The organism is Mesotoga sp. Brook.08.YT.4.2.5.2. (genome assembly GCF_003351125.1).
In the GTDB taxonomy this organism is placed as follows: Bacteria; Thermotogota; Thermotogae; order Petrotogales; family Kosmotogaceae; genus Mesotoga.
The window spans coordinates 284,115-297,358 of record NZ_JPGZ01000009.1 but is presented as its reverse complement, the minus strand read 5'-3'; the positions used below and the strand labels follow the sequence as shown (position 1 = coordinate 297,358).

The following is a 13,244-nucleotide window of genomic DNA, read 5'->3' as shown; positions in this document are numbered from 1 at the left end:
ATGAGCTCAGGAGGTGTTAGTTCGAGATGAAACCAATTGAATACAGAGCCGAGACCGTTGAAGAGGCGATAAGACTGTCTCAGGCTGATCTCGGTGCCTACGAAGACGAAATGGAAGTTACTATCAAGGAGAAAGGCTCAAAGGGTTTTCTAGGAATTTTCGGATCAAAGGAATCGGTAATAGAAGTCTCTCTTCTTGACAAACACTGGGAAAGGAAACTTCACGACTTCCTTAAGGGAATACTCAAAAGCTTTGACGAAGAGACTTTTTCCGAAGTGAAGCTCGTCGGAAGAACTTACAGAGTTCGAATAGAAGGCGAAGAAGTGGCAAGGCTCATTGGAAAACACGGAAAGACAGTAGCCGCATTGCAGCATATTATGAATATCTATGCAAACAGGATGGCTCCTACCAAAGTTAATGTAACTGTCGACATAGGGGACTACAGACTTGAAAGGAAGAGACTGGTTGAAGAAATCGCTCACAGGACAGCAAAGTCGGCTCTTTCCAAGAGAAACAAGATCATAATGGAGCCAATGTTAGCCTTTGAGCGCAGACTCGTTCACGAAGTTATCTCGCAGTATGAAGAGCTCAAGAGTTATTCCGTAGGATTCGAGCCATACAGGAAAGTTGTTGTCGAATACAGCGAGAGAAAACACTCTTACGATAGAAAATCTGATCCAAAGAGGAGGCGCTACGAAAGTGTCAGACCGAATTCTGATAGGCAAAGCGCATGAAGTTGAACCACAGCTGTTCGACAATGAAAGTGTAAGGAAGGTCTCCAAGAGAGTATTGATTGGAAAGGCTAAAGGCGCCGAGAACTTCGTCATGAGGTTGTTCACCGTTGGAGAAGGAGGTCATAGTCCTCATCACAGTCATTTGTGGGAACATGAAGTCTTCATTGTATCGGGTGAAGCGACAGTTGTTACGAATCAGGGCGAGGTCCAGGCATCTGCCGGGAGCTACGTCTTCGTTCCTTCAGGAGTGAAGCATCAGTTCAAGAACACAGGAAAGGGAGATCTCGAATTCATCTGTGTGATTCCATCTTCGGCAGATGAGGAATAGAATAGATACAGTTGATAAATAGAATTTGATGCGAAGGAGGGACTGACATGCCGTTTTACAGATATGAGTGTGAAGACTGTGGAGAAGAAACCGAAGCCTTCCAGAAAATGTCCGATGAACCCCTTACGGTTTGCCCAGCATGCGGGGGCAATCTGAAGAAACTGGTGAACAGCGTGGGAGTTGTTTTTAAGGGTGGAGGTTACTACAGCACAGATTCAAAGAAGTCTCCGACTGCTGATAGCAGCAAGAAGCCTTCAACTTCTACTAGCAAATCAGAATAATTAAAAGACATCTAAGCTTAGGTAAGGCACTGCGTTTGTTGAAAGAGGGGAGAACAATCCCCTCTTAGCTTTTTCATACGCAACCATCGCGATCATTGCCGCGTTATCCGTGCATAGATTAACCGGTGGGAAGAAAGCTCTTATCTTCGACTCTTCCGACAGATCATTCGCTCTCTCTCTCAAGAGAGAATTCGATGCAACCCCACCGGCAAAGGCGACTTCTTTCAGACCCTTACTTTCGGCCGCGCCGAATGTCTTCGTAACCAACGAATCGACTATAGCTTCCTGAGCAGATGCCGCGACATCATAAGCCGAGGCCGACGGGTTCTTCTTCAAGAAGTACAGGACAGAAGTTTTGATGCCACTGAATGAAAAGTCGAAATTACCCTTCTCTTGAAGCGGCCTTGGAAAGTGATATTTGACTTCTCCTTTCTGTGCTGCCTCCTGTATTGCAGGACCGCCCGGATAACCAAGCCCAAGCAGCCGCGCAATCTTATCAAGGGCCTCACCTGCGGCATCGTCTCTTGTCCTTCCTACAAGCTCAATTCTATTCCAGTCTTCAAGCACGAGAATTTCGGTGTGACCTCCCGATACCAAAAGCACCATGAAGGGCGGTCTCAGTTGAGGGTACTCCAGGAAATTCGCATAGACATGACCAAACAAGTGATTCACACCGATGAACTTTTTGTTCATTGCAAGGGCCATCCCTTTTGCAAAAGACAACCCGACCAGCAGAGATCCCACAAGCCCGGGACCCATAGTCGAGGCGAAGACATCTATTTCTTCCAAACTCAAATTCGCCTCATCGAGTGAAGCGGACACAATCTTGTCAACTATTTCTAGATGCTTTCTCGCGGCGATTTCCGGCACAACCCCGCCGAATTTCCTGTGAACATCTATCTGAGAAGAGACTACAGAAGAGAGAAGATGGCCATCTTCAATGATGGCCACCGCTGTTTCATCACACGAACTTTCAAGAGCAAGAACCTTCATCAGGCAGATTCTCTTGAAGTTATCTCCGGAGAAGAGTTATGGACTATTACGTCTTCATTGATGACAACCTTCTCCACGTTGTTCATTGTTGGAATATCATACATTATATCAAGCATTACCTGCTCCATCACGCTCTTAAGAGCTCTGGCGCCAGTTCCTCTCTTCATAGCTCTTTCAGCGATCGCAGTCAATGCACCTTCGGAGAATTCCAGCTCGACACCATCAAGCCCAAGCAGTTTCTGGTATTGCTTAATGATAGCGTTTCTCGGCTCGCTCATTATCCTCTTCAGATCCTCAACATCGAGATCATTCAAAGCGGCCAATACGGGGAACCTACCCACAAACTCAGGAATCAAGCCGTATTGAATCAAGTCATCGGGAACGACCTGCTGGAGAACCTCACCAAGCCTAAGTTGATTCTTCCCCTTGACTTTTGCCCCGAACCCCATGGAGGAGTCTAGAACCCTTTGCTTAATTATGCTGTCTAGACCGTCGAAAGCACCACCTACAATAAACAGAATGTTGCTCGTATCTACTTTTATGAATTCCTGGTAAGGATGCTTTCTTCCGCCTTGCGGCGGGACATTCGCAACGGTCCCTTCGACGATTTTCAATAGAGCCTGCTGTACTCCCTCTCCAGAAACATCTCTAGTTATCGATGGATTGGGAGATTTTCTTGCTATCTTGTCGATCTCGTCTATGTATATTATCCCGAGTTGTGCCTTCTCCACATCATAGTTCGAAGACTGGAGCAGCCTTAGGACTATGTTTTCAACATCTTCTCCAACGTATCCAGCTTCGGTAAGAGGTGTCGCATCTGCAATCGCAAACGGCACATCGAGAATACGTGCAAGGATCCTTGCTATGAGGGTTTTCCCCGAGCCAGTCGGGCCAACTAGCATAATGTTCGACTTCTCAATCTCGACATCATCTACATCATTGAAGACTCTCTTGTAATGGTTGTAAACGGAGACTGAGATTGTCTTCTTCGCGTTCTCCTGGCCTATCACATAGCAATCCAACTCCTTCTTGATATCTGCAGGAGTTGGGAGCTTCTTACCGGGCGCCTTTCTTGCTTTCTGATCCTGCTGAATTATGTCATGAAATAGTTCGACACATTCATTGCATATGTACCCTTCCGTTCCAGATATTAACTTTTTTACCTGCGGTTCTGGTCTTCCACAGAACGAACAATATCTCTCAAACGGCAAAACTTTCCCTCCCATTAATCGGTGCTTTTATTATACACTGTAATAGGATAGCACGCACATAGCACGCACATGGAGGTAATTGATGAAGGCTCTCATTATAGACGGATACACCGATGAACCGGCGGCCTTCGGAGTACCGCCGTACATATCGCCAAGAATCAGAGCTTTGGCCGGCGCCTTTCTGCTTAAGAGATTTGAGACAGACTACCTTACTATAGATCAGGTAAGAAGTGGCAACCATTGGAACCGACCAAACGACTACGATTTTCTTCTAGTATATGGGGGGGTTACGACCTCAGGCAGGTACTTAGGAGGAACCCCGGTATCCAGCTCCGAAATATCGAGACTTCTTGAAGCGAATAAGGACCCGGTGAAAATCGTCAGCGGTCCCTTAGTGTCTGTTGGCTATACTCTGAGAGGAGGTACAACCGCCTTTGCTCCTCGCTTTCTAGGAGCAGATCATCTCTTCAGGGACGAATTCGAGCTCGCTGAGCTGCTTGGCATAGATTACGACGGTTCGCGTTATTCGCTGCTGAACAAGCTGTACGAGGCCGGAGCGAATATTATCGTACTTCATCCCTCTTATCCAGATGTAATAGCTGAAATCGACATATCCTCAGGCTGCGAGAGAAGTGACGGCTATTGCTCTTTCTGCACTGAATCTATTCTCTACGGAGGTTTTGAGTGGAGAAACCTAAAGGGGATTATCTCGGAATTTGAAGCGCTGAGGAGGCTCGGCGTAAAGGCAGTTAGGTTCGGAAGGAGTGCAAACGTGATCGCGTACGGTTACCACAAGAATAGCGACAAACTCGATACACGTTTAATTGAAGAACTTTTCAAATCAGCCAGACACATACTGGAACCCGAAGTGCTTCACATTGACAACGGAAATCCGATTTTCATTGCCAACCATCCCGTCGAATCGAGATCCGTGCTTGAATCGATAGTCAGGTATAATTCCGCAGGAGACACGATTTCTTTCGGCGTGGAGAGCTTCGACAACGAAGTTCGGGAGAGGAATAACCTCGGAGGAAGCGTGGAAGACATAATGTTCGCCATTGATCTGGTCAATGAAGTAGGTGGTACAAGAGTTGATGGTGTCCCGAAACTGCTTCCGGGTATCAACTTGCTTTATGGTCTTCCAGGACATAGCAGAAACAGTTACGAAGTGGACTACGAAAACCTGGTCTGCATAAGAGACAAGGGGCTACTTGTACGAAGAATAAATATAAGGCAGGTAATGGTCTTTCAGGGGACAGCGATTGCCAAGATGAAGAGGCCGAAAATCGATCATAGATTGTTCGAAAATCACAAGCGACGTATAAGAGAATCAGTAGACACTTCGATGCTAAGGGCAGTCTTCCCTGTTGGAGCAGTTATACGAGGCGTCCTTCCGGAATACAGCGATGGAATGGTTCACTTTGGCAGACCTCTGGGTACTTATCCAATTCTGGTCGGTACTCCTCTAAGCTTTAAAGAGAAGACCGACTTTGTGGTTATTGACCACGGCATGAGATCTGTAACCGGCCTTCCCGTTGGAACTGAACTGAATGAGCTTGGTGAGAGAGAGCTCGAATATCTGCCCGGAATAGGAAAAGATAGGGCAAGATCGCTAGTTATGAAGAGGCCCAAGACGGTAGAAGAACTGGTAGAGATTGTGGGACCCGAAACGCACAAGACACTATCGTTGGTTAGGACAAAACTAGGAGGAAAGCAAATATGAAGCAGAGAGTCGTTTTAGTTACTACAGGCGGCACTATCGCTATGGTAACCGACCCTGTTACAAGGGCTTCGATTCCGGCTCAGGGGTTAAACAAACACGTGGCCAATGTCGAGGGGCTTAAAGAAGTAGCTCTTGTTGAGCACCATGAGTTTTCAAACATCCCAAGCCCTTATATCAACCCGGAGACCATGTGGAACCTCTCAAAGAGGGTGCAGGGACTCTTAGACAGGGAGGAAGTTTGCGGAGTAGTCATTACTCACGGAACGGACACTCTCGAGGAGACGGCCTACTTCCTCGATCTAACAATAAGGAGCGAGAAACCCGTGATTTGCACAGCAGCAATGAGGAACATCGACGAAATGGGAACCGATGGCCCAAGAAATGTGCTCTCATCTGTCAGAGTTGCTGTCAATCCGCTCGCAGTTGGAATGGGAACCATGGTCTGCCTGAACGACGAAATCCACGCAGCCAGAGAGGTAACAAAGACCTACACCAGTAACGTTGCGACCTTTGACTCTCCTGGTCATGGCCCGCTTGGAATAGTTGACGAAGATTCAGTTATCTTTTTCAGAAAGCCTTTGCTTAGAGCGGTTTTTAACGTTGATAAGATTGAACCGAAAGTCGCCCTTGTCAAGACCTTCACTGGCGATGACGGCTCGATCCTCAGAATTCTGCCCGAGCTGGGCTTCAGAGGATTGGTTCTTGAGACATTTGGGAGAGGCAACGTACCCGTTGAAGTCTATCACGTAGTAGAATACCTAATAAGAGCGAAAGAGTTTCCTGTTATCATTACTTCAAGGTGTTTCAAGGGAAGGGTTCTTGGAGTTTATGGATATGTTGGTGGAGGAAAGAGTCTGGCCGATTTAGGCGCGATCTTTGCTCAGGAGTTGTCCTCAATAAAAGCAAGAATCAAACTGATAGTTATAATGGGGATCACAAGCGAAATGGCGGAAATCGAGAGACTCTTTAAACTCCCTTTGAAGGGGGCATGACGTGGGACGTGAAGTACTGAAGAAACCTCGTTTTCAAGCAGCGGTATTCACATTATTCTATCTTGCAATTTGCTTTGTGGTATTCTCGGTTTCACTAAGAACTGCCGTTATTCTCTTTGCGACTTTCACAGTTGTTCTTTTACTTGAACCCTGGGCAAGGTTCGCACAGAAGTATTTTAGAATCAAGCGTTCAATCTCTTTGGGAATTGGACTGACTATTATGTTCGCAGGAATAACTCTTTTGATTGTCTTCCTGACGACTCCTGTCGCAAAGGAGGCCTCGAAATTCTACAATATTGTCAGAGATTTCTTCCCTTCCGTTCAGGAGGCTGAAATTACCTCTTTCGAAGTGAATGCGAACATCGACAGATTTCTTTCGGACGAAGACCTCCTCGCACAGCTTTCTCATGAAGAGATCGACTCGCTCGATCTACTGTCTAAAGATCTGAAGAACTATTTCGTTGACGTAATGAGGACCATACCTGCAAACCCGGAGGGGTTGGAACAGGATCTCGCTCTGCTCGAAGAGACTCTCAAAGAGCGCAGTGACTATCTTGTGATTGTCAGCAGTAGCAAGCATAAGCAAGCTTCATTTGACGAGATTCATGGCATCGTGGCAAACTATCTGAATCCCGAAGTGGCCGAGTCGCTTTCTGCCATCGTAATGGAGAATGCAATGATAGTTCAGTCACAGGAACTGTGGAAAGATGTAGTGGAATACTTCATGCCGAAGAACATCGATCCGGCAAAACGCAGGGCAACTTACGAAAGCGTAAGAAATTTTCTCATTCAGGTGCAGAACAGCCTTATGAAATTCCTTCCGGGAATACTGGAAAAGGTACCCAGTTTCGTAACCACCACGGGGTTCGTTCTTTTCTTCACGATAGTGGGCGCGATCTACCTAAGCTACTACTTTCTGACAGTTAAGGAGTTCGCTCCAAAACTCTATCCGAAGAGGATTCGCGATATTGCTCTCAACTTCCTTTCAGACACGTACAAGAACCTTGAGAGGTACGTGATCTCGGTAGTTCTGATATCATTGATTGTGGGGGTCGTAGTCGGCATTGTGGTTCAGTCGATGGGATTGAAATACAGCCTCCTAATGGGGCTCTGGGCTGCTTTTACTAATCTCATACCCATAGTGGGAGTACCACTTGAAATTGTGCCCCTCGTTCTTCTAGCCGTATCCACACAGAATCTCGTTCTTGTCCTGATACTCCTTGTCGTTTTAGTAATAGTTCACGCGGCGGCCTTCATCCTTTTCCTGGTATTCATGAAGGGCTACAACAGAATCAATCCAGTAATAGTCATTTTGATGATTGTGGTGGCAGGACAGTTGCTCGGGCTTTTTGGCGCGATTGTTGCCGTTCCGTTTGGCATTATATTGAAGATGATGTGGATCCATTTCTTCTCACCGATGCTCGAAGAAGAGGAACAGGGTCAACTCGGCGAGTAAGAGATAGCTACGAACGCCGACTGTCATGATCTACCCGAAGCTCACATAATAAAACATGCATCTCCAAAGGAGAAGAATCTGTATTTCATAGAGATAGCCTGTTTATAAGCAGAGAAAATCAATTCTCTCCCTGCAAAAGCAGCAACGAGCATAAGGAGAGTCGATTTCGGGAGATGGAAGTTTGTGACAAGCGAGTCGATTATCCGGAATCTGTAAGGTGGAAAGATGAATATATCCGTCTGGCCGCTGTCTCCCACGAGTTCCCCGTGTCGTGTCGCAATGCTTTCAAGAGTTCTAACTGTTGTGGTACCCACAGCGACAATTCTCCTGCGTTCTGCTCTCGCGTCATTTATCGTCTTTGCCGTTTCCGATGATACCGTGAAGTACTCGCTATGCATTTTGTGCTCATTCAAGACCTCTGATTTCACCGGCCTGAATGTTCCTATTCCAACGTGAAGCGTGATGTACTCGATAGCAACTCCTTTGCTCTCAATGGATCCGAGAAGCTCATCCGTGAAGTGAAGCCCTGCGGTAGGGGCAGCGACTGAGCCCTCTCTCTGCGAATACACAGTCTGATAAGACTCGGGATTATCCGGATACTTGTGAATATACGGAGGAATCGCAAGAAGACCGGCTTCTTTTATCTCTTCATCGGCAGCTCCATGGAAGTCAAGGACCCTGCTAGAGTCTTCACAGTGTTCTACGACCTTACAAGAGATGCTTCTGAAGATAAGCTCATTTCCCAGCTTGATCTTGGAACCAGGTCTCACTATCGCTTTCCAGAGGCCTGAGCCCAGTTTTTCTATCAAGAGGGCTTCCACACTGGCACCTGTTTCCTTTCTACCTATTAGTCTCGCCGGGACGACCCGACTGTTGTTCAACACCAGAACATCACCCGGACGAAGGAGTTCAGTGATTTCTGAGAAGACTCTGTGTTCAAATAGGCCTGTCTCCCTGTTGATCACCAGCAGTCGAGAGCTGTCTCTCGGATCAGCGGGTTCCTGAGCAATCAATTCTTGTGGAAGATCGTAATCAAAGTCTGAGACTTTCATCTATGTCCTCCGGCCGCACTATCTTTATATCATCAACCAAATGATCCAGGAATCTATCGTAGGTGACAACCACTGAGTTGTTCTCTCTCGCGAGGAAGATTATCCTATCATCAGCAGGTGAATAGGTCTCAACTTGTGGCAACGAGAGCAGTCTGTTAAGGCTTTCCTGCTGGAAACCGCCGAGAGTATACCTGATGTTGGCATCAAAGACGATCCTGTAAGGGAACAAGGCGATTCTACAAAACGACATTCTAAGGAAGAGGTTATCGATTCTGTTAAGATCGGCATGTTCGCTCTTCGAGAATACTATATTGCTTCCATCTACAACTACCGATCTTGCATGACTAGATAAGAGGACCGTTTTCACATACGGATGCGTGAACTTTAGATTCGCCAGTCCTCTCCTCTCCTGTCTGGACAGATTGGAAATCGCCCCTCTCAACAGCTCGAGTTCAGTGATGTTAGTATACACCGCTTGGCCAACTCTGTAAGCAAGATCGGGTTTCTGGGCCAAATCGTCTCTCTCGTACAGTAGCGCTGCCTCAAGCATGACGAAGTTCTGGATTCCATGTCTGCCGATTGACTTACAGAAGGAAAGCCATTCTTTATAGTCGTCTACCGATTTGATTTCCTTTATGATAGGGCCGGTAACGGGCGGGTTATTTCTGGGATCGATCAAGAAAAGCAAATGACCGATACTGGCCAGAGAAGCTTTCGACAGAGACGAAACATAATCGACCCTTTCTTCAGGTGATTTGTCTCGTTCTCTAAGGATGTCTATTGAAAACTCCATCTCTTCATAAGAGAGAGAGCTCAGATCGGGAATCCGTTTTCTTACCTTTGCAATTGCTGCACTACTCACAGGGTTCTTCTTAAGGTGACTAGACAGTCTTTCGATGTGTTCCTTTCTTTTGCTATAATAAGTATAGAAGCCCTGAGAAGAGGCCGACTGTTTGAGTCTACTCAAAACATCTGTAATCATCACTATTCTCCATTCTACGACAGCTTTCAGCCATAAGTAAGTCTTTGACACGCTTTCCTCTCTATGATATAATGAGTTTTGTGCAAATTACAACATGAAGAGGTGAAGCCCCGATGAAAAAAGAAATGCACCCTGAGATGAAGCTGATTACCGTAAAGTGTACCTGTGGCGCAGAACACAAATTCTTCTCGACAAAGGACAACATAAAGATTGACCTTTGTTCCAGCTGCCACCCCTTCTTCCGTGGAGATGCATCTTCAATGATTCTCGACACTGAAGGAAGAGTACAGAAGTTCAGAAACAAATACGGAGACAATTACTGAGTCTGCGCTCTGCGCTCTCTCAAGTATATAGTCAATTGGAGGTTAGTCATGTGAGTGTGAAAGTGGGTACCGTTGTTGAGGGAAGTGTAACTTCTGTCAAGAAATTCGGAGCGTACGTAAATCTTGAAAGCGGTGAGGAAGGGTTCATTCATATTTCCAAAGTGGCAAGAGAGTACGTGAAGAACATTGAAGACTATCTCAAAGTCGGTCAGAAAGTGGAAGCAAAGGTTCTTGGGACGACGAAGGACGGAAAGTGGGAACTGTCAATCAAAGATCTCAAGGCCAAGGGTTCAGAAGAAGGAACGACAAGTCAGGACTTCGAAAAGAAATTGGCCAAGTTCATGAGAGATAGCGGCGAGAAGATATCTGCCTTTAAGAGAAGACTCGACAAGAAAAGAGGTATCCGTAAAAGGCCATAATGCAGAATAGTCCAACAGATATAAAAAGGGAGCAGTGCTCCCTTTTTTGTTTGGCATACCGACCAGTAACAATGAGCAAGAGCACAATAAAAGAGCAAGATCGTTCCTAACAAGGTATAATTGGACATAACACCAGAATTTAGGAGGGTATATTGATGTACTTCCTTGAAAAGGTTATGGCGGTACCGAGACTGCCGGAAAAACTGAATAGACTCGAAGAGATTGCGAGAAACCTTTGGTGGAGCTGGAATTACCCTGCTCAGCAAATGTTCAGATACATGGATCCTGAGATGTGGTATCAGGAGAAGAGAAGTCCGGTGCGTTTGCTTCGTAGGGTCAGCCAGAACAGGCTTTATGAACTCTCTGAAGACAAAGACTTCGCGGAAATGTACGAAAGCGTAGTAAGGCAATTCGATGAGTATATTGCTGGAAAGGACACCTGGCTTGAAAGGGCCCATGGTGAGCGAAAGAATCAGTGTATAGCGTACTTCTGTGCGGAGTATGGCTTTCATGAATCCTTTCCAATCTATTCGGGCGGCCTTGGAATCCTAGCCGGTGATCATCTTAAGACAGCAAGCGATCTAGGACTTAACTTCGTCGCAGTCGGCCTTCTGTACAGGAATGGATACTTCGAGCAGATGATAGATGAATCTGGATGGCAGCAGAATATGTATCATTCCTATGAGTTTGAAGACTTCCCGGTAATTCCTGCGCTGGACGCTTCCGGTGATGAAGTATTCGTGAATGTTGATTTTCCCGAAAGAAAAGTATGGGCTAAGATATGGAAGGCAGCCATAGGCAGAACGTCGCTTTATCTTCTCGACACCGATATCCCTCAGAACGAGCCCGATGATAGAAAGATCACGGCTACTCTGTATGGTGGAGATCGCGAGATGAGAATAAAGCAGGAAATACTGTTAGGCATCGGTGGAGTTAGAGCCCTGAGAATGCTCGGATACTCTCCAAAAGTCTGGCATATGAATGAGGGTCACGCCGCCTTTTTGTCGGTCGAAAGAATAAGAGAGCTCGTCCAGAAAGACTCAATGGATTTCTCGACGGCTTCTATGATTGTCAAGACGAGCAGTGTCTTCACAACTCACACACCGGTCCCTGCAGGCAATGATACGTTCAGTCTTGACATGATTGACAAGTACTTCCGGGACTTCTGGAGCAAAATGAAGACCGAAAGAGACGAATTCATAGATCTAGGGATTGAAAAGCTTCCTGGCGGGGGCCAACATTTCAGCATGACCGTTCTAGCGTTGAGATTGTCTGCGCTCGCCAATGGCGTAAGCAAGCTACACGGAAGAGTGAGCAGAAACCTGTGGAACCACATATATCCGGATTTGCCCGCAGTTGAGGTTCCAATAACCCACGTGACGAACGGTGTCCATATCTGGACGTGGCTCAATCCTAACCTCGTCGAGTTGCTCGACAAGTACCTGCCTGAAGGCTGGCATGAAAAGGTATACGACCCAGAGGTGTGGGAAGGGGTCGATAGCATTCCCGAAAAAGAGATTTGGGAGCTTCACATGTCCCTCAAGTCAAGGGCAAGAGGATTTCTTCAGGGCAGGCTTAAGAAACAGAGAATGAGACTAGGAGAGACGATAGAAGATCTTCTGGAAGTAGAGGAAGCCCTTCCCGAAAATGTGCTCACAGTTGGTTTTGCCAGGAGATTTGCTACATACAAGCGCGCAACTCTTATCTTTAAGGACATCAACAGATTGAAATCAATAATCACTAACTCTGAAAGACCTGTCCAGTTTGTCTTTGCCGGAAAGGCCCATCCTGCAGACGATCCCGGCAAGGAGCTTATAAGAAAGCTTTATGAGATTTCCAGAACCCCCGAGTTCAAGAGCAGAGTAATCATCGTCGAGAACTACGACATGAATATCGCAAGGCATCTTGTCAGCGGGGTTGACATTTGGCTCAATACGCCGAGGAGACCGCACGAAGCCAGCGGAACGAGCGGTGAGAAGGCCGGCATGAACGGCGTTTTAAATTTCAGCGTACTCGATGGCTGGTGGGTTGAAGGCTTCAACGGGGAAAACGGCTGGGCCATAGGAGACAACAGAGACTACAAGGACCATGAGCTCCAGGACAGAATAGACTCGGTCTCGATATATAGCACTCTGGAGAAGGAGATAATACCTCTCTATTACTCAAGAGACAAAGACGGTGTTGCAAGACAATGGGCGAAAAGAATGAAGAACTCCATAAAGGAGATTGGGAGTAGATTCAATACTCACAGGATGGTCATTGACTATGCGAACGATCTGTATTTCCCCGCTGCAGATCTTTCTGAAGAGGCTGAAAGAGATGGCTTCAAACTCGCCAAGAGCGCAGCCGTGTGGAAAGACAAGTTCAGTTCCAGCTGGAACGCCATAAGGATCAAACCTAACGTGCAGGGAGAATCCTCAGCCAAGTCAGTGAAGGTAGGTCAGGAGATATCTCTATCGGCAAATATCTATCTGGGCACACTCGATCCCTCTGAAGTTCTCGTCGAGATCTTCGTAGCAAAGATGAACGAAGAAGGAGAGCTGGACAGTTTCAGTCTGTACCCTATGAAGCTCGTTAAGGAAGACGTTCATGGAGAATACGTTTACGGAGGAAAGTTCACAGTATCCGAAGAGGGCGATCTGGCCTATACCGTAAGGGTAATTCCAAACCCTGACAAGCTGCCTGACAGATACTTCATACCTGCTGCGAAATGGATTGTATGAAAAAACCCGCCGCCTTTAAGGCGGGTT

At 46.6% G+C, this 13,244-nt stretch carries 13 protein-coding genes; 9 read left to right on the top strand and 4 right to left on the bottom strand.

Features of this window, described 5'->3' with window-relative positions; translation table 11 throughout:
* The first annotated feature begins 26 nt into the window (after positions 1-26).
* From jag to Q502_RS03675, 3 genes are read left to right on the top strand one after another with little or no spacing between them, the layout of a single operon-like run.
* Entirely contained in the window at positions 27-734 is a 708-nt protein-coding gene (gene jag, locus Q502_RS03685) for an RNA-binding cell elongation regulator Jag/EloR (RefSeq protein WP_099828525.1), read from the top strand.
* A complete protein-coding gene (locus Q502_RS03680) occupies positions 700-1,062 on the top strand; it encodes a cupin domain-containing protein (RefSeq protein ID WP_099828524.1) in 363 nt (120 codons plus the stop codon). The genes jag and Q502_RS03680 overlap by 35 nt, the downstream gene beginning before the upstream one ends.
* 47 nt (positions 1,063-1,109) lie before the next feature.
* The gene (locus tag Q502_RS03675) at positions 1,110-1,343 is read left to right on the top strand and encodes an FmdB family zinc ribbon protein (RefSeq protein ID WP_099828523.1); all 234 of its coding nucleotides are present in this window, start codon (positions 1,110-1,112) and stop codon (positions 1,341-1,343) included.
* Here Q502_RS03675 and tsaD read toward each other — a convergent pair whose 3' ends face one another.
* Together tsaD and clpX are read right to left on the bottom strand one after the other, a co-directional pair.
* Complete coding sequence (gene tsaD / locus Q502_RS03670; protein WP_099828522.1) at positions 1,344-2,336, bottom strand: tRNA (adenosine(37)-N6)-threonylcarbamoyltransferase complex transferase subunit TsaD; 993 nt, start codon at positions 2,334-2,336, stop codon at positions 1,344-1,346.
* Positions 2,336-3,562 (bottom strand): ATP-dependent Clp protease ATP-binding subunit ClpX, encoded by a 1,227-nt coding sequence (gene clpX / locus Q502_RS03665; RefSeq protein WP_165775312.1) that lies wholly within the window; start codon positions 3,560-3,562, stop codon positions 2,336-2,338. The genes tsaD and clpX overlap by 1 nt, the downstream gene beginning before the upstream one ends.
* Positions 3,563-3,629: 67 nt before the next feature.
* Here clpX and Q502_RS03660 point away from each other — a divergent pair, with 67 nt between their 5' ends.
* From Q502_RS03660 to Q502_RS03650, 3 genes are read left to right on the top strand one after another with little or no spacing between them, the layout of a single operon-like run.
* A complete protein-coding gene (locus Q502_RS03660) occupies positions 3,630-5,270 on the top strand; it encodes a radical SAM protein (protein WP_099828520.1) in 1,641 nt (546 codons plus the stop codon).
* Positions 5,267-6,262 (top strand): asparaginase, encoded by a 996-nt coding sequence (locus Q502_RS03655; protein ID WP_099828519.1) that lies wholly within the window; start codon positions 5,267-5,269, stop codon positions 6,260-6,262. The genes Q502_RS03660 and Q502_RS03655 overlap by 4 nt, the downstream gene beginning before the upstream one ends.
* A 1-nt stretch (position 6,263) precedes the next feature.
* Positions 6,264-7,718 carry an AI-2E family transporter gene (locus tag Q502_RS03650; RefSeq protein WP_099828518.1) on the top strand — a complete coding sequence of 485 codons (1,455 nt, stop codon included), beginning with the start codon at positions 6,264-6,266 and terminating at the stop codon, positions 7,716-7,718.
* 41 nt (positions 7,719-7,759) lie between these two features.
* Here the strand turns inward: Q502_RS03650 and queA are convergent, their stop codons facing one another.
* A complete protein-coding gene (queA, locus tag Q502_RS03645) occupies positions 7,760-8,770 on the bottom strand; it encodes a tRNA preQ1(34) S-adenosylmethionine ribosyltransferase-isomerase QueA (protein ID WP_114794114.1) in 1,011 nt (336 codons plus the stop codon).
* Positions 8,751-9,803 carry a ribonuclease gene (locus Q502_RS03640; RefSeq protein WP_243392225.1) on the bottom strand — a complete coding sequence of 351 codons (1,053 nt, stop codon included), beginning with the start codon at positions 9,801-9,803 and terminating at the stop codon, positions 8,751-8,753. The genes queA and Q502_RS03640 overlap by 20 nt, the downstream gene beginning before the upstream one ends.
* Before the next feature lie 62 nt (positions 9,804-9,865).
* Between Q502_RS03640 and rpmE the strand changes: the two genes are divergently transcribed.
* The 3 genes from rpmE to glgP all read left to right on the top strand — a co-directional run bounded on the left by rpmE (position 9,866) and on the right by glgP (position 13,217).
* Positions 9,866-10,075, top strand: a complete 210-nt coding sequence (gene rpmE / locus Q502_RS03635) for a 50S ribosomal protein L31 (protein ID WP_099829009.1) — start codon at positions 9,866-9,868, stop codon at positions 10,073-10,075.
* 50 nt (positions 10,076-10,125) lie between these two features.
* Positions 10,126-10,494, top strand: a complete 369-nt coding sequence (locus Q502_RS03630; protein WP_099829008.1) for a S1 RNA-binding domain-containing protein — start codon at positions 10,126-10,128, stop codon at positions 10,492-10,494.
* A 155-nt stretch (positions 10,495-10,649) separates the two neighbouring features.
* A complete protein-coding gene (gene glgP, locus Q502_RS03625) occupies positions 10,650-13,217 on the top strand; it encodes an alpha-glucan family phosphorylase (RefSeq protein ID WP_099829007.1) in 2,568 nt (855 codons plus the stop codon).
* Positions 13,218-13,244: the final 27 nt, after the last annotated feature.

Coding starts and splice junctions, on each gene's coding strand:
- jag (WP_099828525.1), top strand. CDS start 27: ATGAAACCAATTGAATACAGAGCCGAGACCGTTGAAGAGGCGATAAGA.
- Q502_RS03675 (WP_099828523.1), top strand. CDS start 1,110: ATGCCGTTTTACAGATATGAGTGTGAAGACTGTGGAGAAGAAACCGAA.
- tsaD (WP_099828522.1), bottom strand. CDS start 2,336: ATGAAGGTTCTTGCTCTTGAAAGTTCGTGTGATGAAACAGCGGTGGCC.
- clpX (WP_165775312.1), bottom strand. CDS start 3,562: ATGGGAGGGAAAGTTTTGCCGTTTGAGAGATATTGTTCGTTCTGTGGA.
- Q502_RS03660 (WP_099828520.1), top strand. CDS start 3,630: ATGAAGGCTCTCATTATAGACGGATACACCGATGAACCGGCGGCCTTC.
- Q502_RS03655 (WP_099828519.1), top strand. CDS start 5,267: ATGAAGCAGAGAGTCGTTTTAGTTACTACAGGCGGCACTATCGCTATG.
- queA (WP_114794114.1), bottom strand. CDS start 8,770: ATGAAAGTCTCAGACTTTGATTACGATCTTCCACAAGAATTGATTGCT.
- rpmE (WP_099829009.1), top strand. CDS start 9,866: ATGAAAAAAGAAATGCACCCTGAGATGAAGCTGATTACCGTAAAGTGT.
- glgP (WP_099829007.1), top strand. CDS start 10,650: ATGTACTTCCTTGAAAAGGTTATGGCGGTACCGAGACTGCCGGAAAAA.